This window comes from Deinococcus aquiradiocola (assembly GCF_014646915.1).
Taxonomy (GTDB): Bacteria; Deinococcota; Deinococci; order Deinococcales; family Deinococcaceae; genus Deinococcus; species Deinococcus aquiradiocola.
On record NZ_BMOE01000004.1, the window covers coordinates 223,904 to 246,237 of the forward strand.

25 protein-coding genes are annotated in these 22,334 nt (G+C 69.8%); 14 read left to right on the forward strand and 11 right to left on the reverse strand.

Annotated features, from left to right (window positions below; translation table 11 throughout):
• Positions 1-17 precede the first annotated feature (17 nt).
• From IEY33_RS08315 to IEY33_RS08335, 5 genes are all read right to left on the reverse strand, one after another.
• Positions 18-1,277, reverse strand: coding sequence for a M16 family metallopeptidase (locus IEY33_RS08315; RefSeq protein WP_188962189.1), 1,260 nt, complete (start codon positions 1,275-1,277; stop codon positions 18-20).
• A 26-nt stretch (positions 1,278-1,303) separates the two neighbouring features.
• Positions 1,304-2,557 (reverse strand): M16 family metallopeptidase, encoded by a 1,254-nt coding sequence (locus IEY33_RS08320; protein ID WP_229670876.1) that lies wholly within the window; start codon positions 2,555-2,557, stop codon positions 1,304-1,306.
• A gap of 99 nt (positions 2,558-2,656) precedes the next feature.
• Positions 2,657-3,106, reverse strand: coding sequence for a DinB family protein (locus IEY33_RS08325; RefSeq protein WP_188962194.1), 450 nt, complete (start codon positions 3,104-3,106; stop codon positions 2,657-2,659).
• 106 nt (positions 3,107-3,212) lie between these two features.
• On the reverse strand, positions 3,213-3,584 hold the full coding sequence (mscL, locus tag IEY33_RS08330; protein ID WP_188962196.1) for a large conductance mechanosensitive channel protein MscL: 372 nt from the start codon (positions 3,582-3,584) through the stop codon (positions 3,213-3,215).
• 204 nt (positions 3,585-3,788) lie between these two features.
• Positions 3,789-5,273 carry a DUF512 domain-containing protein gene (locus tag IEY33_RS08335; protein WP_188962199.1) on the reverse strand — a complete coding sequence of 495 codons (1,485 nt, stop codon included), beginning with the start codon at positions 5,271-5,273 and terminating at the stop codon, positions 3,789-3,791.
• Positions 5,274-5,481: 208 nt separating this feature from the next.
• On the opposite strand from IEY33_RS08335, the gene IEY33_RS08340 reads away from it, so the two are divergent.
• The 12 genes from IEY33_RS08340 (at position 5,482) to IEY33_RS08395 (ending at position 14,505) form a co-directional block, all read left to right on the forward strand.
• The gene (locus IEY33_RS08340; protein ID WP_188962201.1) at positions 5,482-6,303 is read left to right on the forward strand and encodes a CDP-alcohol phosphatidyltransferase family protein; all 822 of its coding nucleotides are present in this window, start codon (positions 5,482-5,484) and stop codon (positions 6,301-6,303) included.
• Positions 6,304-6,386: 83 nt separating this feature from the next.
• Positions 6,387-6,836 (forward strand): NUDIX domain-containing protein, encoded by a 450-nt coding sequence (locus tag IEY33_RS08345; RefSeq protein WP_188962203.1) that lies wholly within the window; start codon positions 6,387-6,389, stop codon positions 6,834-6,836.
• Positions 6,833-7,564, forward strand: a complete 732-nt coding sequence (tmpR, locus tag IEY33_RS08350) for a bifunctional dihydropteridine reductase/dihydrofolate reductase TmpR (RefSeq protein WP_188962205.1) — start codon at positions 6,833-6,835, stop codon at positions 7,562-7,564. The genes IEY33_RS08345 and tmpR overlap by 4 nt, the downstream gene beginning before the upstream one ends.
• Before the next feature lie 107 nt (positions 7,565-7,671).
• A complete protein-coding gene (locus IEY33_RS08355; protein ID WP_188962414.1) occupies positions 7,672-8,232 on the forward strand; it encodes a DNA-3-methyladenine glycosylase family protein in 561 nt (186 codons plus the stop codon).
• 93 nt (positions 8,233-8,325) lie between these two features.
• Complete coding sequence (locus tag IEY33_RS08360) at positions 8,326-9,015, forward strand: Crp/Fnr family transcriptional regulator (protein ID WP_188962207.1); 690 nt, start codon at positions 8,326-8,328, stop codon at positions 9,013-9,015.
• 21 nt (positions 9,016-9,036) lie between these two features.
• Entirely contained in the window at positions 9,037-9,300 is a 264-nt protein-coding gene (locus IEY33_RS08365; RefSeq protein ID WP_188962209.1) for a hypothetical protein, read from the forward strand.
• Between the two features lie 122 nt (positions 9,301-9,422).
• Positions 9,423-10,322 (forward strand): menaquinone biosynthesis prenyltransferase MqnP, encoded by a 900-nt coding sequence (gene mqnP, locus IEY33_RS08370; RefSeq protein ID WP_188962211.1) that lies wholly within the window; start codon positions 9,423-9,425, stop codon positions 10,320-10,322.
• Positions 10,323-10,350: 28 nt separating this feature from the next.
• Positions 10,351-10,686 carry a hypothetical protein gene (locus IEY33_RS08375; RefSeq protein ID WP_188962213.1) on the forward strand — a complete coding sequence of 112 codons (336 nt, stop codon included), beginning with the start codon at positions 10,351-10,353 and terminating at the stop codon, positions 10,684-10,686.
• Positions 10,687-10,732: 46 nt separating this feature from the next.
• On the forward strand, positions 10,733-11,173 hold the full coding sequence (locus IEY33_RS08380) for a hypothetical protein (protein WP_188962215.1): 441 nt from the start codon (positions 10,733-10,735) through the stop codon (positions 11,171-11,173).
• A 251-nt stretch (positions 11,174-11,424) separates the two neighbouring features.
• Complete coding sequence (locus tag IEY33_RS08385; RefSeq protein WP_188962218.1) at positions 11,425-12,039, forward strand: adenylate/guanylate cyclase domain-containing protein; 615 nt, start codon at positions 11,425-11,427, stop codon at positions 12,037-12,039.
• 46 nt (positions 12,040-12,085) lie between these two features.
• The gene (locus tag IEY33_RS08390) at positions 12,086-12,763 is read left to right on the forward strand and encodes a response regulator transcription factor (RefSeq protein WP_188962220.1); all 678 of its coding nucleotides are present in this window, start codon (positions 12,086-12,088) and stop codon (positions 12,761-12,763) included.
• Positions 12,764-12,864: 101 nt separating this feature from the next.
• Positions 12,865-14,505, forward strand: a complete 1,641-nt coding sequence (locus IEY33_RS08395; RefSeq protein WP_229670877.1) for a sensor histidine kinase — start codon at positions 12,865-12,867, stop codon at positions 14,503-14,505.
• A 188-nt stretch (positions 14,506-14,693) separates the two neighbouring features.
• Here IEY33_RS08395 and glpX read toward each other — a convergent pair whose 3' ends face one another.
• Together glpX and IEY33_RS19460 are read right to left on the reverse strand one after the other, a co-directional pair.
• Positions 14,694-15,713: a class II fructose-bisphosphatase gene (gene glpX / locus IEY33_RS08400; protein ID WP_188962223.1), complete on the reverse strand. Its 1,020-nt coding sequence runs from the start codon at positions 15,711-15,713 to the stop codon at positions 14,694-14,696.
• Positions 15,714-15,925: 212 nt separating this feature from the next.
• Positions 15,926-16,048 (reverse strand): hypothetical protein, encoded by a 123-nt coding sequence (locus IEY33_RS19460; RefSeq protein WP_268238819.1) that lies wholly within the window; start codon positions 16,046-16,048, stop codon positions 15,926-15,928.
• 121 nt (positions 16,049-16,169) lie between these two features.
• Here IEY33_RS19460 and pgm point away from each other — a divergent pair, with 121 nt between their 5' ends.
• Both pgm and IEY33_RS08410 read left to right on the forward strand, forming a co-directional pair.
• Positions 16,170-17,813, forward strand: a complete 1,644-nt coding sequence (gene pgm, locus IEY33_RS08405) for a phosphoglucomutase (alpha-D-glucose-1,6-bisphosphate-dependent) (RefSeq protein WP_188962226.1) — start codon at positions 16,170-16,172, stop codon at positions 17,811-17,813.
• On the forward strand, positions 17,810-18,244 hold the full coding sequence (locus IEY33_RS08410) for a hypothetical protein (RefSeq protein ID WP_188962228.1): 435 nt from the start codon (positions 17,810-17,812) through the stop codon (positions 18,242-18,244). Before pgm ends, IEY33_RS08410 begins: the two co-directional genes overlap by 4 nt.
• Before the next feature lie 95 nt (positions 18,245-18,339).
• Here the strand turns inward: IEY33_RS08410 and IEY33_RS08415 are convergent, their stop codons facing one another.
• From IEY33_RS08415 to IEY33_RS08430, 4 genes are read right to left on the reverse strand one after another with little or no spacing between them, the layout of a single operon-like run.
• Entirely contained in the window at positions 18,340-19,188 is an 849-nt protein-coding gene (locus IEY33_RS08415) for a prepilin-type N-terminal cleavage/methylation domain-containing protein (RefSeq protein WP_188962230.1), read from the reverse strand.
• Positions 19,185-19,631, reverse strand: coding sequence for a type II secretion system protein (locus tag IEY33_RS08420; RefSeq protein ID WP_188962233.1), 447 nt, complete (start codon positions 19,629-19,631; stop codon positions 19,185-19,187). Before IEY33_RS08420 ends, IEY33_RS08415 begins: the two co-directional genes overlap by 4 nt.
• A complete protein-coding gene (locus IEY33_RS08425; RefSeq protein ID WP_188962235.1) occupies positions 19,615-20,124 on the reverse strand; it encodes a prepilin-type N-terminal cleavage/methylation domain-containing protein in 510 nt (169 codons plus the stop codon). The genes IEY33_RS08420 and IEY33_RS08425 overlap by 17 nt, the downstream gene beginning before the upstream one ends.
• Positions 20,124-22,283 carry a DUF4900 domain-containing protein gene (locus IEY33_RS08430; RefSeq protein ID WP_188962237.1) on the reverse strand — a complete coding sequence of 720 codons (2,160 nt, stop codon included), beginning with the start codon at positions 22,281-22,283 and terminating at the stop codon, positions 20,124-20,126. The genes IEY33_RS08425 and IEY33_RS08430 overlap by 1 nt, the downstream gene beginning before the upstream one ends.
• Positions 22,284-22,334: the final 51 nt, after the last annotated feature.

Sequence of the window (22,334 nt, forward strand, 5' to 3'; positions counted from 1 at the left end):
GCAGCGCGGCAGCAAGTTCAGTCGAGGGGCTGGACGGCGTCGGTGCGGCCGAGCGCGACCGTGACCTGCACGTCGAAGGGCCGCAGGTCGAGGAGTGCCTGCACGTCCCCTGGCGTGACGCCCGCCACGCGCTCCACGGCCTCCTCGACGGTCACGAGGCGGCCGAGCGCGAGGTACTCCATCCCGAACCCGAACAGCTGCCCCTGCGGCGTCTCGGCACGCAGCAGGGTGGACACGGCGAGCTTGCGGGCAGCGCGGCGCACCTCGGCGGGCGTCACGCCGTCCCGCTGCAGGGTGACCAGCGCGTCCCGGTACAGCGCGAGGACTTCCGCGCCGCGTTCCGGGTCGCAGGAGAAGCCGCCCTCGAACACGCCCGCCTCGCTGTACTCGGCGTGCGACAGGTCGGCGCTGTCGGCGAGGCCGGTGTCGAGGAGCGCCCAGTACAGGCGGCCGTTCTCGCCGCCGACGATCTCGGACAGCACGGCGGCCGCCTCCCGCAGCGGGTGCGTGACGGGCACGCCGGGCGAGCAGACGGCGACGTGCAGGCGGCCGAGCGTGTCGTCCGTCAGGCGGTGCAGGGCGGGCGCGGGCGTGTGCGGGCGGGGCGTGCGGGTGGGCGCGGTGCGCGGCCAGTGCGCGCTGAGCGTCTCGGCCTGCGCGAGGAGGGCCGCCTCGTCGAGCTGGCCGGTCGCGACAAGCGTGACGGCGCCCGTCCCGTAGCGTTCCGTGAAGTTCTGCCGCAGCGCGTCCGGCGTGAGGGCCGCGACGGTCTGCGCCGTGCCGAGCACCTGATGGCCGAGCGGGTGGTCGTTCCAGTACGCGGCGCGCAGCGCGTCGAACACGCGCGATTCGGGCTGGTCGTCGTACATGGCGATCTCTTCGAGGATGACGCCGCGTTCCATCTCGACGTCCTCGGGGCGCAGGGCCGGTTCGAGCAGGACGCTGAGCGCGGCGAGCAGTTCGGGCGCCTGTTCGGGGAGGCTGGCGGCGTGGTAGACGGTCGCCTCGTCGCTGGTGAAGGCGTTGGCGTGCCCGCCGAGCGCGTCGAGACGCATGTTGAGTTCGGTGCCGCTGACGTGCTCGCTGCCCTTGAACATCAGGTGTTCGAGGAAGTGCGAGGCGCCCATCTCGGCGCGGCGTTCGTCTCGCGCGCCGGTCTGCACGAAGTACCCCATCGCGACGGTCTGCGCGAGCGGATCGTGGGCGAGCAGGACGCGCAGGCCACTGCTGAGGGTGTGGACGGCGGGCGCTGCGCTGACGGATGGCTGGGAATTCATGCCTGCACCTGCTGACGGTTGGGGATTCATGCCTGCACCTCCTGCGGGAGGCCGAGCGTGACGATGTTCGGCTCGCCGGGATCCCAGCGGCGCAGGAAGTCGTTCACCTGCGTCAGGGTGAGGGCCTCGATCTGGGCGCGCAGTTCGCGCGGCTGCCGGACCGCGCCGAAGAGGGTCAGGTCGCGCGTGAGGGCGACGACGCGGCCGCGCAGGCTCTCCGCGCCGAACACGGTGCTGGCGATCAGGGCGGCGCGGGCCCGCTGGAATTCGGCGTCGGTCACGCCGGCCTTCAGGCGCGCGAACTCGCCGAGCATCACGTCGAGCGTCTCGGCGGCGCGGGCGGGCGTGCTGCCCGCGTACCCGCCCACGAAGCCCTGCGTGCCGAGCACCTGCGCGCCGATGCTGGCACTGTACGCGAGGCCGCGCTCCTCGCGCACCGCGACGAAGATGCGGCTGGCGCTCCCGCCGGACAGGACGCCCATCGCGAGGTGCCACGGGAGCCAGTCGGGGTGGGTGGGGTTCACGCCGCGCCAGTACAGCGACAGGTGCGCCTGGCTGGTGTCGCCGGGCAGGTGCGTGGTCAGGCCCGGCTGGAAGTGCAGCGGGACGCTGTGCGCCTCGCCGGTCCGCCAGTCGCCGAAGGTCGCGCGGACGAGCGCTTCGACCTCGTGCACGTCGTGGGCGGACACGACGCTCAGGATGCTGCCGGACGCGCCGTAGCGGCCGTAGAGGGCGCGCACGGTGTCCGGCGTGACGCCCGCGAGGCCCTCGCTGGTGCCGCTGGCGGGGTGCGCGTACCCGGCGTGCACGCCGTCCAGGGCCGGGAAGGCCCGCAGGCGCGCTTCCAGCGCGAGCTGTTCGGCGGGACTGTCGCGCATCGCTTCGAGGTCCTGCCGGGCGAGGTCGGTCAGGACCTCGAATTCCTCGTCCGGCAGCTGGGGGCGCTGCACGAGGTCCGCGTACAGCTGCAGGGCCGGGCCGAGGTCGGCGTTCAGGCCGCTCACGGCGAAGCGGGTCGCTTCGGCGCCCACGCCACCGCCGCGCCGCAGGCCGAGATCGTCGAGCGCGTCCTGAAAGGTGCGCGCGTCGCGGTTCCCGGCACCCTTGCTCAGCCATTCCTCCAGCAGGGCTGCGCTGCCCTGCTCGCCCTGCGGGTCGTGGGCGCTGCCGAGCGGGACGCGGAGGTCCAGCGCGAAGCCCGGCCCGGGCCGCGTTTCGGCAGCCAGGGTCAGGCCGTTGGGGAGGGTGACGAGGTGGGTGGGTGGGGAGACAGCCTGCACCGGGGGACTATACCGCCTGCACCGGCGCCGTTCTGGGCGCCGGTGCAGCATCTCCCCATTTTCCCCCCGTCTCGGACGGGCAGGGCCTGGGGGCGGGCCTCACATGGACATGAAGAAGGGCGGTTTGACGCCCACCTGGCGGGCCATCAGCCACATCTGGCCCTTGTGGTGCGCTTCGTGTGCGGTGAGCAGTTCGGCGAGCTGCGAGACGGGCATCTGGCGGCCACCGAAAGCGGGGACGACGCGGGCGAAGTCCTCGTCGCTGAGGGCCGTGAGGGCGGCCGTGACCTGCTGGCCGCTGTCCTGCAGGCGCATGCGGGCTTCCTGCAGCGTCTGGCTGGGCACGACGTCGCGTGAGGGGGCCTGACCGCCGAGCGCGGCGAGGATGCCTCTGGAGGACGCGTCGAGGTGGTCGCCGAGCGAGATGAAGGTCATGGCGCCGTCCCAGGGGGCGTGCGTGGCGCTCTCCTCGGGAATTTCGGACAGCAGGGTGGTGAGGGCGGTGCGGTGGGCGAGGAAGGACTGCGCGAGGCGTTCGGCGTGGGTCATGCCGTCAGGATAGAGCACGCGTGCGGGACGGTTCCGGGAGCGCGGCGACAGGCGAGGGGGCCGCCCGGTCTGGACGGCCCCCTCGGGGTGTGCGGGTGTGGCGGGTTCAGCGGGCGCGCAGGGCGTCGCGGATCTCGGTGAGGAGCTTCTCCTCGGTGCTGGGGCCGGCCGGGGCGGCGGGCTTGGTCATGCGGTTGCGGAAGGTGTTGTACGGCACGACGACCGCGAGGTAGATGACGGCCATGGTGATGAGGAAGGTGATGACGGCCGTGATGAAGTCGCCGTACGGGAAGGCGACGCCGTTGATGACGAACTGACCACCGATCTTGCCGCCGCCCGTGACGAGCTTCAGGAGGGGGTTGATGAAGGCGGCCGAGAACGCGCCGACCAGCGCGGCGAAGGCGGCGCCGGTGACGACGGCGACAGCGAGGTCGACGATGTTGCCGTGCATGATGAAATCCCGGAATCCTTTAATCATGTCTGCATTGTTACCCTGAAGGAACTCTTCATCAAACCCCCCCGTCGGGGGAAAAGTCTAGACAACACCAGAAATCTCATATTCATGGCAGAGCAGGCGTATACTTGAGATTCACGAAACAGAACGAACATGAACGGCCCCGACCGGAACAACGGCCGGGGCGAAGAACCCACCTCTCTTCGCCCCGGCATGCGTACCCGAATTTCAGGCCTGACCGCGCCCCCCACCGTCCTTGACGGCGTGCGCGCTCATCCCGAACTGCGGACCGCTGCTCGCCGCGTCCTGCAGGATCACGCGCGCCAGCTCACCCAGCGTGCTGCCGCCCGCCCGGACCGTCATCCGCAGGTCCGCGCTCAGCTCCGTGAGGCTCATGTTGTCCAGCATCAGTTCGGTGCCGTACCGCAGCGTGGTGGGCGGCACGATCAGCAGATCCGCCTCGCCCTGACTCACCGCGTGCCGGAAGCAGCGCCCCGTCAGCAGGCCCGCCACGGTCGTCACCTTGCCGAAGGTCTTGTTCTCCACGGCCCGCACCTCGATCTCCAGGCCCTCGATGGCCCGCAGCGGCTCCACCGCCCGGTCCAGACTTTCCGCGAACAGCAGGCCCGTCCCCAGGATCACCCGGCGCGGCGAGGGCAGCGCCGCAGGCAGCTCCGGGAGCGGCTCGTGCAGGAAGTCGCGGATCATGCCGACGCCGTTCTCCAGCATCGGGAAGCCCTCGTACTCCTCCTCGTTCGGGAGCGCCTCGCCCGCCAGCAGGTAGAACTCGTCGCTCGGGAAGATGAAGCGCGTCCCGCGCTCGGCGAGCATCCGGCGCCGCCAGACGTTCGCGCGCCGCAGCACGTCCTGCGCCTCCTCGCGCGTGAAGGTCCGCACGTCCGGCAGGTTCTTGCGGTGATCGGTCAGCCCGATCGGCACGACCGCCGCGCTGATCACGTTCGGGCGGGACGTCAGGTACGAGAGCGTCTCGTCGAAGTTGTCACCGTCGTTCCGGCCGGGCAGCAGCACGATCTGCGTGTACAGGTCGATGCTCTCCAGCCGCTCGATCATGTCCTGAATCTGCGTGACGGCCTGATCCTTGACCTTCAGCTTCCACCACTTCATCAGGTCCTGCCGCAACTCCTGATTGCTGGCGTGCACCGACACGTACAGCGGCGACAGGTTCTCGTTCAGGATGCGCTGCACGTCTCCCTCCGTCAGGTTCGTGAGCGTCACGAAACTGCCGTACAGGAACGACAGGCGGTAATCGTCGTCCATCACGTACAGGCTCTTGCGGAACCCGCGCGGCATCTGGTGCACGTAACAGAAATCGCACTTGTTCGCGCACTTGCGAATCCCGTCGAACAGCACCTCCTCGAACTCCAGGCCGGGGTCCTCCCACTCCACCTGGAAGCTGTACGTGAGGGCCTCCTCGTCCAGGCGGGTGGTGTGGTGGTCCTGAGGCACGAAGCCCGGCGCGACCTCGCGCTCCTGCGCGGGCCGGGACAGCTGCAGCGTCGCCACGCCCGCCTGCAGCGCGTGGCGGTACGCGAGCACGTCGGTCAGCGCCTGACCGTTCACGCGCAGCAGCAGGTCGCCCGGACGGACGCCCGCACGGTCGGCGGGACTGCCCGGCTCGACACTCTTGATGGGGGCGGGGTAGACCGGGTCCTGCGGGGCGGGTGAGGGTGAGAATAGGGTGCTGGCCGTCATGGCGCGTCCTCCAGGGGTGGCGGGGGGATCAGGGCCGCCCCGCAAGCATTGCAGTCTAACAGCAGGCCGAGCGGCCGGGTGAAACGCACGGCACACTTCACGCGCCCATACCCCAAGCCCACACGCAGGCCGGGAACGGCTGGTGGCTGGAAGGGACAGCGTGATCTCCCCCCGTCACCGCAGCCCGGTCCTTCTAGAATGACTGGTCATGACCACCCTGGCCCAGACCAAGAAGGCCCGCCCCGCTGACGAGTGGTCGAGCGGCGCCGTGTTCCGCCCGCTCGCGCAGCTTCTCGTCGGGCCTGCCGCCCGCGCCGGGCTGAGGCCCACACGGGTGGTGCTGTTTCACACGGCACTCGGCCTGCTGGCCGCATGGCAGGTCCGCCACGGGCGCGGGACGTTCACGTCGCGCGTCTCCCCTGCCCTGCTGATTCAGGTGAAGACGGTGCTCGACAATCTCGACGGGCAGCTCGCCCGCGCGACCAACCAGACGACCGAGACGGGCCGCTACCTGGATTCCGAGATGGACGTGGTCGTGAACGCCGCCCTGCTGTCGGCGATTCTCGGCGTGCGGCGCGGCCTGAGCGCCACCCTCCTGCTGAATCTCATCATGACGGTGGAGTTCCTGTGGGAGCGCGACCACCGGGAGGCGCGCGGCGAGGTGTTCCGCGCGCCTCCCGCGCAGCACGGGGACGATCCGCGCGTGCTGGCCGTGCTGCGCGGCGCGTACGACGTGTACTTCCGGCCCCAGGAGCGCCTGCTGGGCGGGCTGTTCGAACGGCGCCTGCAGGCCACGCTGCCGGGAGAGCCGACGCCGGAGGACCGTGTCGCGTACACGCCCGTCCTCCTGAACACCGTGACCGCGAACCTCGGGCTGTCCACGCAGCTGCTCGCGCTGGGCGCGTGCGTGCTGGCGGGGCGGCCGGAGTGGTACGCGCGTTCGCTGCCGGTGCAGGCGGGCGTGCTGGGGGCGCTGCAGGTGTGGCGGGAGGGCCGGGTGCGGCGTGCGGCGCGGGCGCGGCGCGGCTGACGGCGGCCCTCTCGGCGGACGACCGGCGGGCATGGCGGCACTTGCTACATCCGGCCGCGCGCGCCCTGCGTTAGCGTGGGCGCATGAACGTTCCCGCTCCCGAGTCGGCCTCTCCTCCGTCCACTCCTGCCCGCCGACCGCTGCTGTGCGTGGGGGCGCTCGTGCGCGGCCCGGACGGGCGGTACCTGATCGTGCGGACCACCAAGTGGCGCGGCGCGTGGGGCGTGCCGGGCGGCAAGGTCGAGTGGGGCGAGACGCTGGAGCAGGCGACCGTGCGGGAGTTCCGGGAGGAGGTGGGGCTGGCGCTGCAGGACCTGATGTACGTGCAGGCGCAGGAGGCGGTGCTGAGCGAGGAGTTCCGGGAGCCGTCGCACATGATGCTGATGGATTTCCTGGCGCGGACGGACGACACGGACGTGCGCCCGAACGAGGAGATCGAGGCGTGGGCGTGGGTGACGCTGGAGGAGGCGGCAGGCTACCCGCTCAACTCGTTCACGCGGACACTGGTGGCGCGGGCGCAGGAGCGCGCGTGACTGCGGTGAGGACGGCGCTCGTGACGGGCGCGGCGCGCGGCATCGGGCGCGGCATCGCGCTCGGGCTGGCGGGCCTGGGGTACGACGTGGTGATCCAGTACCGCAGCAGCGAACAGGACGCGGCCGAAACGGTCCGATTGATCCGGGAGCTGGGCGTGCGGGCCGGGATGCTCCGGGCGGACCTGACGCGGCCGGACGAGGCGGCGGGCGTGGTGGAGGCGGCGCACGCGGCGTTCCTGGGAGACGGCGGGGCGGGGCTGGGCGTCCTCGTGAACAACGTCGGGAATTACGTGCACAAGCCGCTGGCGGAGCTGGAGATCGCGGAGTGGCACGAGATGTTCGACAGCAACCTGCACGCCACGTACTACACGTGCCGTGCGGCGCTGCCGTTCATGCGGGCGGCACGGTTCGGGCGGATCGTGAATCTGGGGTACGCGGGCGCGCAGCACCTGCTGGCGCGGCCCGGCATCCTGCCGTACGCGATCGCGAAGAGCGGCGTGATCGCGCTCACGGTCGCGATCGCGAAGACGGAGGCCGCGCACGGCATCACGGCGAACGTCGTGAGCCCCGGCGTGATCGAGACGAGCGTGAGTCAGCCGGTGCGGGAGATCCCGGCGGGGCGGCTGGGGACGGTGCAGGAGCTGAGCGCGGAGGTGCTGCATTTCGTGCAGGCGAGCGATTACGTGACCGGGCAGATCACCGAGGTCGCGGGCGGCTGGAACCTGTGACGCCGGACGCCGCGCCGCCTGGCGGTCCGCGCCGGGCGGTCGACACGGGCGGGCTGGACACGAATGGACTGGACGCTGCGCACCTGCACCTGTCGCGCGACCCGGTGATGGCGGACCTCGTGGCGCGGTACGGGCCGCTGGAGCCGCTGCGGCCCTCCCCGGACCCCTTCGCGGCGCTGGTGCGGGCGGTGCTGGGGCAGCAGCTGAGCGTGCGGGCGGCGTCGGCCATCGCGGCGCGGCTGGAGGCGGCGCTGGGCGTGCCGGACGCCGGGAGTGCGGGCGTGTGGCCACCGGACGCGGCGGGGCGCGTGCTGGCCCTGTCCCCGGACGCGCTGCGGGCGCTGGGGCTGTCGTGGGCGAAGGTGAGGACGGTACGGGCGCTGGCGGAGGCGGCGGTGGAGGGGAGCGTGGAGTTCGCGCATCTGGCCGGGCTGGACGACGAGGCGGTGATCGCGGCGCTGCTGCCGCTGCCGGGCATCGGGCGCTGGACGGCGGAGATGTTCCTGATGTTCTCGCTGGCGCGGCCGGACGTGTTCAGTCACGGGGACCTGGGGTTGCGGCGCGGGCTGGAGCAGTTCTATCCCGGCGCGGACCCGCTCGCGGTGGTGGCGGCGTGGTCGCCTCAGCGCACGCTGGGCGCGCGTTACCTGTGGCTCGCGCGGGACTGAATGCGGGACTGGAGGGCGGCCTGCCACTCTGCCCGGCGAGGACGGCGGCGTTGCGCACTTCCTGACAGCGATCTTGGGGTATTCTGACGCATAATGAACTATCCCAGCCTGGTGTGGCACCTCAAACGCACAGAGCTGTTCGCCGATCTGGAGCTCAATGAACTGGAGAAGGTGGCGGCCACGACCCCTTACCGTTCCTATCAGCCTGGAGAGGTCGTTTACCGCATGGACGACCCGGCCGACGCCCTGTACTTTGTGCGCAGCGGGCTGATCAAGATCAGCAAGCTCTTCCCGAACGGTAAAGAAGCCATCCTGAGCGTCGTCGGTCAGCACGACACCTTCGGGGAACTGCTGCTGCAGCCCGAGGAGCGCCGCCCGACGCAGGCGGAGGCGCTGGAACGCACGACGCTGATCGTGCTGCCGCGCAACGAACTGCAGAAGCTGCTGGCCGTGAAGCCGGACCTCGCCATGAAGCTCATCCGGCTGATGGCGGCCCGGTTCTTCGAGGCGCAGGCGTGGACGGCGGAAGTCAGCGCGTACAGCGCCCCGGAACGCGTGGCGAGCCTGCTGTACCGTCTGGCGCGCGAGTTCGGGCGCAGTCACCCGCAGGGCACGGAACTGGCCCTGAAGCTCAATCAGGAGGACATCGCGCGGATGGTCGGCGCGACGCGCGAAACGGTCAGTCACTCGCTCGGGAAGCTGCGGGACGAGGGCGCGATCGTGCGTGCCCGGACGCCGATCATCGTGAATCTGGAGTCGCTCAAGAAGTACCTCGACCAGTAACGGCCGGAACGGGAGGCGCAGATGGGCGTGCAGGTGCACTACATCGAGGGGCACAGCGACCGCTGCGGGCCGGACATCACGCTCAGGCTGTCGGACCTGATGGCGGGCCTGGGTCACCTGCCGGGCTTCGTGGGCGCGGACCTGCTGTGCTCGCCGGACCAGCCGGGCCTGTGCCTGCTGGAGAGCCGCTGGCAGGGAGACGTGCCGCCGCTGGAGGTGCCGGTCGGCTGCAGGGCGTGGGCGTTCACGGTCACGGAGAGCTGGACGCCGCCCCCGCAGGCCTGAAACGGCAGGCCTGAAGCGGCAGGCCTGAAGTGACTGGGCGCGCCGTCTCCCGTTCGGCGCGCAGCTGATCGTAACTTTAGACAGCCTCGTGCCCCCCACCCCCGGCGCTATGATGAGCCGTTATGAGCGCCAGCCCCGTTTCGCCCTCCCTGAGCGCCAAGACCCTCCTTGACCTCGTCAAGTTCGAGCACACGGTCTTCGCTCTGCCGTTCGCGTACGCGGGCATGCTGCTCGCGTCGATGCAGCTGCACGGGACGGGCTGGCCGGGGTTCGGGGTGCTGCTGTGGGTGACGGTCGCCATGGCGAGTGCCCGTACGGCCGCGATGGCCGCGAACCGCATCATCGACCGGGCCATCGACGCCCGCAATCCGCGCACGGCGGGCCGGGAGATTCCGGCCGGGAAGGTCAGTGTCGCTCAGGGGTGGGTGCTGGTGCTGGTGAGTCTGGTCGTGATGGCGTTCGCGTCGTGGCAGCTGAACCCGCTGTGCCTGGCCCTGATGCCGCTCGCGGTGGTGTTCCTGATCGGGTACCCGTACACGAAGCGCTTCACGTGGCTGTGCCACCTGTGGCTCGGCATCACGGACGGCGCGGCGGCGGCGGGCGGCTGGGTCGCGGTGACAGGGCACTTCGGGCTGGGCGCGTGGCTGCTGTGGCTGGTCGTGATCTTCTGGATGGTCGGGCTGGATACCATCTATGCCACCATGGACTACGCTTTCGACCTCGCGAACGGCATCCGCAGCATTCCGGCCCGTTTCGGGATTCCGCGCGCACTGAAGATCGCGGCAGTCAGTCACGCGCTGACATTCGTGCTGCTGGTGGCGGTGGGCGTGGCGGTCGGTGCGAGCTTCTGGTACTACGCTGCGGCGCTGGTGATGGGCGGCATCCTGCTGTACGAGCACCGGATCGTGAACCCGTCGGACCTGACGCGCGCGAACGTGGCGTTCTTCGACGCGAACATGTGGCTGGCCATCACCATGCTGGTCGGCGTGATCGCCGACGTGACGTGGCGCACCCTCACCTGACAGGCACGTCATGGTGCAGGGTGGGCGGGTGAGCGCGGCGGCCCGGGCGGGCTTCGCGGACCTCGTGTCGCCTGACGTGCTGGCCGCGTACCGGGACGGAAACGAGCGGCTGGCGGCGACGCTGCTGCACCGGGCGCGGCAGCGGCAGCGTCCCGGCACGGCCGAGTGGGCGATCCTGGAACGGCTGGAGGGACTGCTGTGGATCGCGGTGCAGCGCGAGGTGGAGGGCACCTTCGCGCTCGACCGGGCGGACCGGCTGCTGGACGCCCTGGCCGTGCGGTACCCGGCGCTGGGGTATCCGGGCCTGGAATGGCTGGACCCGGACGATGACAGGACAGGCGGGGCCGCCGAGGGCGCGGGGTAGGGCGGGACGGGAACGTGGGGCGGGGCGGGTACTCTACACTCTGTCCATGATCGAGATCTCGCCCGAGGAATTCACGGACCGGCACCTTCAGTACGCCGCGGAGGGACTGATCTACCCTCAGCCGGAGGGCAGCCCGCTGCTGGAGTTCGCGGCGGGCGGGCGCGTGCTGTACCTGCTGGACCGCTGCGGGCCGTACACGGCGCGTCCGGGAATGGCGCGGGTGATCGTGAACGGCGTGCTGAACCGCTGCGCCTTCACGGACGCGAGGTCGGAGTCGCTGTCGGTGCAGGGCGTGTCGGGCCTGGAGGGCGTGGGGCAGGTGCTGGACCGTCCGCGGGGCGGCGCGCCGACGCTGGTGGTGCAGGCGAGGCTGATGCTGGTGCTGAATGCCCATGAGTCCCTCACGGATTTCCGGGTGGGCGACTGGGTCAGTTTCGCGACGGAGCCGCTGCTGCATGGGTTCACGGTCACGTCGCCTGCGCGCTGAAGGCATCCGGATGGAGCGGTCGATCCTGTGAACGCTCTCATGCAGCCATGACACGCTCACGCTATTCTCAGGCTCAGGTCAGGACCGGCGAACACGGCCAGTCCTCGGCAAGACCCCCGTGCACCCTGCACCGCCCTGCGTCCCTTCGTGGATTCTTCTTTCCGCCGGCCGGTCCTGCCTTCACCTTCGGCGCTGTCCGTCTGCAGCTTCCCTTCCGGGACACCCCCGGAACGACCACTCCAGGGCCACCCATGAACGAGCGTCTGCTCCCCCTGCCCGACCCCCTGCTGCCGCCGGAACTCGACGGCGTGTGCATGCTCGTCGCCGACCTGGTCGGCAGTACCCGCCTGGCGCGGCAGCTGCCGCTGCACCAGTACGTGAGTGTCATGAGCGACATGGTGCAGCTGCTCATCCTGCACTTCGAGGCGTACGGGGCTGAGGTGCTGCAACACCAGGGGGACGCGGTCGTGTGCGTCTGGCCGAAGGAGGACGCCACGTCGGCCGTGATGGCGGCGCAGCACAGCCACAGCCGTACGCGCCGTCTGAGGCTGGCGGAAGTGCTCGGCCTGACGCTGGAGCTGCGGGTGGGCCTCGCGGTGGGCGACGTGATCCGCGTGAACGTGGGCGGCGCACCCACCTGTTACGGTCTGCCGGTGAACCTCGCGCGGCGCCTCGCGAGTGCCGCGGCGCCCGGTGAGACCCTCACCTGCCCGGCCCTGCCGGTGTATGCGCCCGGCGTGGCGCTTGGCGAACGTGAAGTGAGCAACCTGTCGGGCTTCGAGGAACTGGGCGTCGTGCGCCGCGTGCTGGACACGCCTGCTCTCCCCGGACTCGGGGCTGCCTCTGCTGGCATGAAAACCGGTTAAGTCTAACGTCCGGGCTTCTCATGAGAGCGGGGGCTAGGCTGAGTGCATGGAACGCAAGCCGCTGGTACTGGTCATCGAGGACGAGAAGGACATCGCCCGATTCATAGAGCTGGAACTCGCTGCCGAAGGCTACGCCACCGAGGTGGCCTTCGACGGCGTGACCGGCCTGAGCAAATTCCGTGAAGTGAACCCCGACCTCGTCATCCTCGACCTGATGCTGCCCGTGCTGGACGGCCTGGAGGTCGCGCGCCGCATCCGCAAGACCAGCAACACCCCCATCATCATCCTGACGGCCAAGGACAACATTCAGGACAAGGTCGAGGGCCTGGACTCCGGCGCGGACGACTACCTCGTCAAGCCGTTCAGCATCGAGGAACTCCTCGCCCGCGTGCGCGCACACCTGCGCCGCGTGAACCCCGCCGTGACCGGCGAGGTGCGCGTCGCCGACCTCGTCATGAACCTCGACGGCCGTGAGATCTTCCGTGGTGGACGCCGCGTCGAGCTGTCCGCCAAGGAGTTCGAACTGCTGGAACTGCTCGCCCGCAACCCCGGCAAGGTCTTCTCGCGCTTCGAGATCGAGGAGAAGGTCTGGCCGGAATACACGGGCGGCAGCAACGTCGTGGACGTGTACATCGGCTACCTGCGCCGCAAGCTGGAGGAGAGCGGCGAGCGCCGCCTGATCCACACCGTGCGCGGCGTCGGCTACGTGCTCCGCGAAGAGTAACCGCAACCAGGCAACTCGGGCCGTCCGGACTTCACCGGGCGGCCTTCGCCGTTCCCTGAGGGTCGGGAACGGTCCTCAGCATCCGGCTCTACACTGGCCGCGTGACCCTGCGGACCCGCCTGACCCTCCTGTACACCGCCCTGCTCTCGCTGCTGCTGCTGCTGCTGGCCGTGGCGGTCCTGACGGTCATGCAGCGCAGCCTCCTGAACGGCGTGGACGCCGACCTGCGGGACGCGTACGGGCAGTACACCAATTTCGCGGAACGCCTGAACATCCGCCCCTTTCCGAACAGCATCCCCCAGCCGGGCGACCCCTTCGGCCTGCAGAACGAACAGCGGACCATCTCCGACATCCGGGGCGCGTTCCCCGACTACCGCATCCAGTTCGAGGCGCTCATCGGGGAGGACATCCCGGACCTGATGCGGCAGGCCGCCGGGACGCCCACCGAGCAGCAGCTGCTGCTCAACCGCCTGCGCGACCAGATGGACGCGCCCGGCACGCGCCGCATCGCGAACATCGACCCGAACGCGCCCATCCACCTGTCCGACGCGCAGCTGCTGCGGCTCGTGTCGTCTCCCGCGCACCAGCTGCTGCTGAACATGGAGATCAAGGACGTGGGCTACCCGCCCGCCCTGACGCGCGTCCTCGTGAAACTCACGCCCTTCGCGTACGGGCAGACGTCGGACGGCAGCACGCTCTCCACGCCCACCATCGCGTACTTCGGACGCAGCCTGGAGGAAACGGCCCGCACCCTCAAGATCCTGCAGACGATCATGGTGGCCCTCTTCCTGATCGGGGCGGGCACCGCGGCGGGCGGCGCGTACCTGCTGGCCGGACAGGCGCTCGCGCCGCTGCGTAACCTCAAGAAGGCCGCCGACCAGATCGGCGGGCAGACACTCACCGTGCGCGTCCCCGAACCGCGTACCGGCGACGAGGTGCAGGCGCTCGCGCACGCCCTGAACCTCATGCTGGACCGCCTGGAAGGCTCGTTCGAGTCGCAGCGGCGCTTCACGTCCGACGCGAGCCACGAACTGCGGACGCCCGTCACGGCCATCCAGGGCCACGCCAGCTACCTGCTGCGCCGCACCAGCCCGAACGAGCAGCAGCAGGAGAGCCTGAACATCATCAAGAACGAATCCGAGCGCCTCACCCTGCTGATCGGCAGCCTGCTGGAACTCGCGCGCAGCGACGGCGGCGTGCTGCAGCTGCGCCGCCAGCCGGTCCTGTCGCTGCTGCTGCTGCAGGACGTGGCGCGCGAACTGCGGCCCCTCGCGCAGGCACAGGGCACGGTCCTGGAGGCAGGCGGGCAGGACGTGACCTTCGAGGGCGACCCGGACCGCGTCAAGCAGGTCGTGATCAACCTCGTCTCCAACGCCCTCAAGGTCGGCTCGAACACCGTCACGCTCAGCAGCTCGCCCGCCGACGGTGTGCCCGGCGTGCCGCCCGGCGAACGCCCCGCCCGCAACCAGAAGCCCCTCCCCGGCGTTCGCCTCAGCGTGCAGGACGACGGCCCCGGCATCGCGCCGGAGCACCTCGCGAAGCTGTTCGACCGCTTCTACCGCGTGGAAGAATCCCGCGCGCGCGACAAGGGCGGCGCGGGTCTGGGCCTTGCCATCGTGAAGGGCATCGTGGACGCGCACGGCGGCAGCATCTGGATCGAGAGCGAGGTCGGCGTCGGCAGCACCGTGAACGTCTGGCTGCCCCTCGGGAACCTCCCCGACCTCGACGACGACCTCGCCTGACCCCGCACAGGCCACAGGGCGAGGGGGAGGCCCTGGCATCCCGCCAGTCGCCTCCCCTCCCCTGTCTGCCCGCCGAAGCCCGGCAGGCACGCCCTACAGGACGCCTGCCCGCTTCCGTGTCCTTCAGACCGTATCTGCCGGAGCCCGTTTCGCTCGGCTGAACTTCAGGCGCTCAGCTCAGTCCGGTGTCAGACGCGGATCACGACGCGCGCCCCGTCCCCTTCCAGGTGCACGCTGTCCAGGAAGCGCACCACGCGGGTCGCGTAGCCCATCACGACCGTGTGCGTGCGCGCCCCGCCACCGAAGCGGCGCACACCGTCGAGCAGTTCGCCGTCCGTGATGCCGGTCGCGGAGAACGCCATCTGACGGCCCGGCGCGAGGTCGGCGGTGCTGTAGATGCGGTGCTCGTCCACGCCCATCTCCGCGAAGCGGGCGCGCATGGCGTCATCCTCCGCCACGAAGCGCCCCTGGATCTCCGCGCCGAGGCACTTGAGGGCCGCGGCGCTCAGCACGCCTTCGGGTGCGCCGCCCGACCCCATCAGGGCGTGCACGCCCGTGCCGCGCACGCCGACGGCGAGGCTCGCCACGACGTCCCCGTCCCCGATCAGCTTCACGCGCGCACCGGCCGTCCGGACGCGCCGGATGAGGTCCGTGTGCCGTTCGCGGTCGAGAATCACGACGAGCAGGTCCTGCACGCTCCGGTCGAGGCTCTGCGCGATGGCGGCGAGGTTCGCTTCGACGGGCCAGTCGAGGTTCACGCGGCCCGCGGCGGGCGGCGGCACCACCAGCTTCTCCATGTAGCAGTCGGGCGCGTGCATCAGGCCGCCCTTCTCGCTGATGGCGATGACGGCGAGGCCGTTCGGGAGGCCCTTGGCGGTCACGACGGTCCCCTCGACGGGGTCCACGGCGATGTCCACCTCGTACTTGCCGTTGCCGAGCTTCTCGCCGATGTACAGCATGGGCGCCTCGTCCATCTCGCCCTCGCCGATCACGACGGTGCCGCGGATGTCGAGGGAGTTCAGGACGCTGCGCATGGCTTCGGTGCCTGCGCCGTCCACGCCGTTCTTGTCGCCCATCCCGACGAGGCGGCTCGCGGCGAGGGCGGCCGCCTCGGTGACGCGGGCCGTTTCCAGCACCAGGGCGTGCTCCAGGCCGAACTGGTCATTGTGCGGGGAGGGAGTGGGTTGGCCGGGTGCGGATTTGTTCATACCTGCACCGTAACACGAATCGTGGCGCGGCCCGGCGCTGGCAGCGCTTCCAGAGGTGTCACCCGGTGCGGGGCCAGGCCAACGAGGCAGCCCTCGCAGTCGCGGCGACCCTCGGCCCTGGCAGGCACCACGAGGCACGCAGGGCACGGTGCGCCCCGCCGCCTTCCTCCGCGTCCAGTCGGGAGGGCGTCACCCGCCGACCGGCCCCCGCATCACCTGAAGACGCCCGCCCACAGCAGCAGCAGGTACAGCACGAGCGGCCCGGCGATCACGGCCGCCATCAGCTTGTTCACCCGCCAGAAATCCGTCCACAGTTCCCGCAGCTTCTCGCCCATACGGTCAGGCTAGCACCCCACCCGAGCACGGTTGTCCCCCGCCCCGCCATCTGCGCGACGCTGAACGATTCCTCTGGGCAGGACGACCGGCCCCCCCGGGACCAGGCATTACACTGACCGCATGCCCATCTCCGAGCTGGCCGGACACCCCGCACCCGCAAGCCTGCTGACCGACATCCCCGCCCTGCTGGACGCCTACACCAGCCTGAACCCCGACCCGGCCGACCCGCTGCAGCGCGTGGCGTTCGGGACGAGCGGGCACCGCGGCAGCAGCCTCGACCGGACCTTCAACGAGGCGCACATTCTCGCCATCACGCAGGCCGTGTGTGAGCACCGCGCCGCCGCGGGCATCCGGGGCCCGCTGTACATCGGGGCGGACACGCACGCGCTGTCCCTGCCCGCCCTGCACACGGCGCTGCGCGTCCTCGCCGCGAACGGCGTGCAGGTGCGCCGCAGTCAGGGTGACGTGTTCACGCCCACCCCGCTCGTCAGCTTCGCGATCCTCGAACACAACGCGGCCAGCACGGACCTCGCGGACGGCATCGTGATCACGCCCAGCCACAACCCGCCCCGCGACGGCGGCTTCAAGTACAACCCGCCGTCCGGCGGTCCCGCCGACACGGACGTGACGGGCGGCGTGCAGAAACGCGCCAACGCCCTCCTCGAAGCGGACCTGCAGGGCGTGCAGACCGTGCCGCTCGCGGACGCGCTGCGCCACGCGCAGGAGTGGGACTTCGTGACGCCGTACGTGCAGGCCCTCCCGCAGATCATCGACCTGGACGCCGTCCGCCGGGCTGGCGTGAAGATCGGCGTCGATCCGCTCGGCGGGTCCAGCCTGCCCGTCTGGCAGCAGATTCAGGCGACGCACGACCTGAACCTCGAGATCCTCAACACCACCGTCGACCCGGCCTTCTCCTTCATGAGCGTCGACCATGACGGCAAGATCCGCATGGACTGCTCCAGCCCCTACGCCATGGCGGGCCTCCTCAGCCACAGGGACCGCTTCGACGTCGCCATCGGCAACGACCCCGACGCGGACCGGCACGGCATCGTCACCCGCGACGGCCTCATGAACCCCAACCACTACCTCGCTGTGTGCATCGACTACCTGTTCCAGCACCGCCCCGACTGGCCCGCGCAGGCCGGGATCGGCAAGACGCTCGTGAGCAGCAGCCTGATCGACAAGGTCGCCGCGCGCCTCGGCCGTCCCCTCACCGAAGTGCCGGTCGGCTTCAAGTACTTCGTGGAGGGCCTGCACGGCGGCACGCTCGGCTTCGGCGGCGAGGAGAGCGCCGGCGCCAGCTTCCTGCGCCGTGACGGGCGCGCCTGGAGCACCGACAAGGACGGCATCATCCTCGGCCTGCTCGCCGCCGAGATCACCGCCGTGACCGGTCAGACGCCTAGCGAACGCTTCGCGGCCCTCAGCCGCGAGTTCGGCACGAGCGCCTACGCCCGCGCCGACGCGCCCGCCACCCGCGACCAGAAAGCCAGACTCAGCCGACTCTCGCCCGAACAGGTCCAGGCGCAGACGCTCGCGGGCGACCCCATCACCGCCCGCCTCACCCGCGCGCCCGGCAACGACCAGCCCATCGGCGGCCTCAAGGTCACCACCGAGCACGCCTGGTTCGCCGCTCGCCCCAGCGGCACCGAAGACATCTACAAGATCTACGCCGAAAGCTGGAAAGGCGAAACGCACCTGCAGACCGTGATGCAGGAAGCGCAGGACGTCGTCACCGCCGCACTCACGCAGGGAGACCCCGCTTGACGCCCGTCGACCCCGCAGAACTGCCCGGCATGGAATTCGACTGGCTCGCCACCGACGACGCCGGACACCTCGCCCAGATGCTCAGCAGCGGCCACGGCCGCGTGCCGGACACCGCCCTCAGCAGCGAGGAAGACCTCTTCGCGCTGCACCTCTGGCTCGACGAGCAGCCCCTCAGCGAAGCGCTCAGCATCCCCGAAGGGACCTTCCAGGCCCTCCTCGCCCAGCCGCAACGCCGCGGCCTGTACGTCTACGACGCGCAGCCCGCTGCGGGCGACGCGCCGGACGCCGCCCGCAGCGACACGTACACCCTCCTCGCCGCCCCCGCCACCCCCCTCACCCTGGAACACGTGCCGGAAGCGTTCCGCGCCATCATCCCCCGCCTCCCCGGCCACTTCAGCCAACAGCACACCCTCACCATCGAAGGACAGTGACCGACCAGCCGACGTGGCCTGCACACGCACGGCGATGACAGAGGGCCGCCCAGGACATCACTCGTCCTGGGCGGCCTTTCGTTTCCTGCTGGAACTCAGTTCAGCAGCTGAGGCTTCCCGATGTTGCGGGGGTACACCGTCAGCGTGGTGTAGCCGGTGTTGGGAACCCTGATCATGCCGCCGTTCCCGGCCCCGCCTGCCAGCTGCTGGGCTGCGATGTTCATGACGACGGTCGTCTGCCCGGCCACCTGCGTCCCGCTGGCCGGGGAGACGAACAGCGCCGGAGGCGTATCCATCTTTGGCAGGTAGTCCATCAGGAGGCGGCCGCTGCTGCCGCCGTTGCTGGTGGCGCCGGGAATGTTGGTGAGCGTGTTGGAATACCCGCTCCCGGGATACCCGAGGACGGTGGTGGTGTAGTACCCGCGGTATTCCATCAGGACCCACGCGTCCGTGTCGTTGCTGGGGTCCGGGCCGGGGTTGTTGGTGCGGCTGGTCGCGCCGGTGTCCGCGGTCAGGTCCGAGCGCTTGATGGCGTAGAAGGCGTAGAAGGCGTAACAGTACTGCGCCCAGTCACCTGAGGTCTTCGCGGATTCGGTCGCGCAGCGGCCCGGTTCCACCGTTCTCGGCGGGATCACGAACGCCACCATCGGGTCCGTCCCGATATTCCAGACGTAACTTCCGCTCGGGTCCTTGAGGGTGTTGCCGGAGGAGGCGAGCTGGAAGCTGCTGCCGTTCGGGAAGACGTACGCCGCCTCGCGGAGCTTCCCGGCCATGTAGTTGATGGTGGTCTGCTCCTCGGACAGCAGCTCGTTCTGCGCCTGGAGGGCGCGGGTGGCGCGCGACGTGCCGAGGTTCAGTGTGGCGAGGGCCGCCATCACGACCCCGACGAGCAGAAGGCCGATCAGCAGTTCGATCAGGGTAAGCCCTGCGGTGGGTGATTTCATGGTCTGGCCACCTCCACGACGAGGGTGGACGTGTTCGACGCCTGCCCGCTCACGACGGTCGTGACCGTGACTTTCCTGAGGGGCGGCCCGGCCGGAAGACTTCCCGAACCGCAGGACGCGCTCACGGTCAGGGCGCCTGCCGTCCCGACGGCGTTGCCCTGCACGTCCTCGTTCTGGATGCTGACTGTCGGGACCGTGCTGGGCAGCGCGTTCGTGACGCACCCCTGATCGTACTTGCCCTGGTTGAGCCACTCGCCGCGAATCTGTTCGACGGTCTGCTGGGAGAGGTTGGTGGCCGTGACCTGCTGCGTGCTGCGCCGCGTCACGCCGAAGAATCCGGTGAGCGGAATCAGGATGGCCGTCACGACGATCGCCAGCAGGACGATCGCGACGAGCACCTCGATGATCGTGAACCCCTGTGTGTGGTTAGTTCGCTTGCGCACTGAGCATCACCTTGCCGGTCACTCCGACGGTCTTGATATACCACCTGCGGCTGGACTGCGTACTCGACACTTCCCAGATGACGCCGGTCACGGCACCCGCACCGCCCATCTCGGCGTAAGGGGCCGTGTAGACGGCGCTGTTCGGGTACTGGGACGTGGAAGCGGGCTTGTACGGCGCGGCCTGAACATTCGCCGGGAGGGAGCGGGTGGTGGCGGTGGCCGCGCCGCCCACCTGCACCGTGTAGGTCCCTTTCGGGACGGTGGAACTGGTGCTGGTGAGCGTGACGGTGCTCGACTGGTTGCTGCGCTGCGCGGCGGCCCGAGCCTGCCGCAGTTCGGTCATGAGCTGGACGGCGCCGTCCCGGAGTTGCGCGTCCCGGTAACTGCGCACCGAAAGAGCGATGAGTGAGGCGGAGATGATGCCGATCACGGCGACCACGACGAGCAGTTCCACGACGGTGAATCCGTTCAGTGTTCTTCGGGTGCGGCGCATCAGTTCGTCTGCCGATAACTGCCGTCGAGTTTGAGGGGGGTGGGGGTGCTGGCACCCGAGGCCGAGGTCAGCTTGAAGGCGGTTTCCCAGCTGGACTGCGTGGGGAAGGACGGCGGCGCGAGGCCGTCACCGGTCCGGGGGTCGTACACGAAGTTTCGTCCGAAGCCGCGCCCGTCCGTGATGCCGAAGGGACCGTAGTACTTCTCGATGATCCCGCCCAGCAGCTTGACCTGACCGAGGCTGCCGTCGGCGGTTCCCTGGTCGTAGCCGTCGACCGTGATACGGCCCTGGCTGGCCATCAGGACGGCCTGAATGGTGACGTCCTTGCCGACCCCGTTGGCCGCGCCGTACTTGGCGGGGCTGTCGATGGCGACGTCCCCTCCGGAAGAGTACAGACCGAGAATGTTCTTCTCGCTGGTGTTCGGGCAGGGGGCAGCCGTGAAGGTCGTGCCCGACACGCTGTTGCTGCCGTTGCACGGCGGGTTCTGGTACTTCAGGTCGCCCTTGATGTGGATCGTTCCCGTCGCCGCGAGGGTCATCTGCGAGAAGCTGGCCACGGCGGGAGCCGCCGTGTTGGGGTCGCTGGCGGTCGTTCTGGCAGGGCCCTTCACGCTGGTGACCACGCCGTTCGTGTAGATCACGCCGTTGAACGGCTGGACCGTCACGCCCGCCGCTGCCGGGAGACTGGCATCGATCCACACGCCGCCCACCTGCACGGCGGGCTTCCAGGCGGTCCCCACCTTGATGTACATGGTCTTGTTGGCGTCCACGGCCAGCTGGACGGTGGTGGCCGAGCCGCTCATCTTGTAGTTGATGAACTGTGCGGGCGTGGCGGTGGAGCTGCCGCTGGGCGTGATGCTGCCGACCGCGAAGTCGATGGCGTCCACGTTGCCGTTCAGGAGGAGACCCGTGTCGCCCTTCGCGGAGCCGTCCGCGTTGAGGCCGATGGCGGCGTTCGCCTGGCTGTTGGCGTTCTGTGGCAGCGGCTGGAACCCGGCGTTCCAGTTGACGCCGCCCGCGAACTGCGGGTTGATGATGTTGGTGGGGGGGCACGGCACGGTGGTGACGCTGCAGGCGACCGGCGCGCTGGAGCTGGGGCTCATGCTGCCCGGAGCGACGAGCTTCGTGGACTGGAAGTAGGCGCCGGGCGTCGCGGTGGCATTGCAGGACTCGACGCCGTTGTTCGTGACGATCTTGCCTGGGGGGCAGCCCGCCGACGTGACCTGCCCGGCGAAGTACGGCGTGCCCTGCATCAGGAAGTTCTGGTTGGAGTGGACGGGGCCGGAGAAGAGCGTGTTGCTCGTGAAGGTCACGCGGTTGCAGTTGCTGGCGTTCGCGGCACACGCGTCTTCGCTCGCCTGATCCGCGAAGTGGTGGTCGGTGAAGAGTGCGTACTTCGCGAAGCTGCCGCGACTGATCTCGTACGTGTACTCCCTGGCCACGCCTGACACGGCCAGCTTGCGGCTCACGGACTGGTCCGACGACGCTCCGGAAACCGTGACGTCCGGGACGTTGAAGGTCAGGCGGTAACTGTCGACGCCCGTGCGCTGCACCTTGGTGAGCGTCAGTCCCGAGGTGCCGCTGACGGTCTTGTCGTTCACCGTCCCGTTCAGGGTGACGCCGCCGGGCAGCAGGGATTCCGCCCAGAACTGCCGTTCTGCGGCCGTCTGATCCCCGGAGAGGGTGTACCCGTTCGCGGCGTACGAGGCGTTGTCGATGTTGCCGGTGAAGAAGTTCAGGTTGATCACGCCGGCGACCGCGAGGGTCGTGGGCGTGAACCCGCTCAGGACGTTGCTGCTGCTGCAGAGCGTGAGCGGGTTGGCGGCCGTGACGCCTGTCAGGTTGGACATGGCAGCGGTGGGGGTCGAGATGCCGCACAGGTTCGCCATCTGAAGCAGCATCTGCGGCGTGGTGGTCGCCGCGGCGGGCTTCAGGTTACCGGACATGAGTGCGTTCACGGCATTCATCCGGGCCTGGGCGCGCGCCACGCCCGACTCGGCCGCGTACTGGGCCTGCAGGGTGCTTTCCTGATCGTTGCTGTTGCGCCGGGCGGACAGGGCCAGCTGACCCGTCACGACCACGATTGATGCGAGCATCAACAGGACGATGAGGACGGTCAGAACCAGGGTGGCTCCTTCCGTGGTGCGGGAGTTCTTCATGTCGTCCAGTCTGGCCGCCCGGGGGGGGGTCACGCTAGCCCCTGCCTGGGG

Coding starts and splice junctions, on each gene's coding strand:
- IEY33_RS08340 (WP_188962201.1), top strand. CDS start 5,482: ATGACCACCCTGGCCCAGACCAAGAAGGCCCGCCCCGCTGACGAGTGG.
- mscL (WP_188962196.1), bottom strand. CDS start 3,584: ATGATTAAAGGATTCCGGGATTTCATCATGCACGGCAACATCGTCGAC.
- pgm (WP_188962226.1), top strand. CDS start 16,170: ATGCCCATCTCCGAGCTGGCCGGACACCCCGCACCCGCAAGCCTGCTG.
- IEY33_RS08415 (WP_188962230.1), bottom strand. CDS start 19,188: ATGAAATCACCCACCGCAGGGCTTACCCTGATCGAACTGCTGATCGGC.
- IEY33_RS08425 (WP_188962235.1), bottom strand. CDS start 20,124: ATGCGCCGCACCCGAAGAACACTGAACGGATTCACCGTCGTGGAACTG.
- IEY33_RS19460 (WP_268238819.1), bottom strand. CDS start 16,048: ATGGGCGAGAAGCTGCGGGAACTGTGGACGGATTTCTGGCGGGTGAAC.
- mqnP (WP_188962211.1), top strand. CDS start 9,423: ATGAGCGCCAGCCCCGTTTCGCCCTCCCTGAGCGCCAAGACCCTCCTT.
- IEY33_RS08335 (WP_188962199.1), bottom strand. CDS start 5,273: ATGACGGCCAGCACCCTATTCTCACCCTCACCCGCCCCGCAGGACCCG.
- IEY33_RS08345 (WP_188962203.1), top strand. CDS start 6,387: ATGAACGTTCCCGCTCCCGAGTCGGCCTCTCCTCCGTCCACTCCTGCC.
- IEY33_RS08355 (WP_188962414.1), top strand. CDS start 7,672: ATGGCGGACCTCGTGGCGCGGTACGGGCCGCTGGAGCCGCTGCGGCCC.
- IEY33_RS08385 (WP_188962218.1), top strand. CDS start 11,425: ATGAACGAGCGTCTGCTCCCCCTGCCCGACCCCCTGCTGCCGCCGGAA.
- IEY33_RS08315 (WP_188962189.1), bottom strand. CDS start 1,277: ATGAATTCCCAGCCATCCGTCAGCGCAGCGCCCGCCGTCCACACCCTC.
- IEY33_RS08380 (WP_188962215.1), top strand. CDS start 10,733: ATGATCGAGATCTCGCCCGAGGAATTCACGGACCGGCACCTTCAGTAC.
- IEY33_RS08325 (WP_188962194.1), bottom strand. CDS start 3,106: ATGACCCACGCCGAACGCCTCGCGCAGTCCTTCCTCGCCCACCGCACC.
- IEY33_RS08390 (WP_188962220.1), top strand. CDS start 12,086: ATGGAACGCAAGCCGCTGGTACTGGTCATCGAGGACGAGAAGGACATC.
- IEY33_RS08365 (WP_188962209.1), top strand. CDS start 9,037: ATGGGCGTGCAGGTGCACTACATCGAGGGGCACAGCGACCGCTGCGGG.
- IEY33_RS08430 (WP_188962237.1), bottom strand. CDS start 22,283: ATGAAGAACTCCCGCACCACGGAAGGAGCCACCCTGGTTCTGACCGTC.
- glpX (WP_188962223.1), bottom strand. CDS start 15,713: ATGAACAAATCCGCACCCGGCCAACCCACTCCCTCCCCGCACAATGAC.
- IEY33_RS08360 (WP_188962207.1), top strand. CDS start 8,326: ATGAACTATCCCAGCCTGGTGTGGCACCTCAAACGCACAGAGCTGTTC.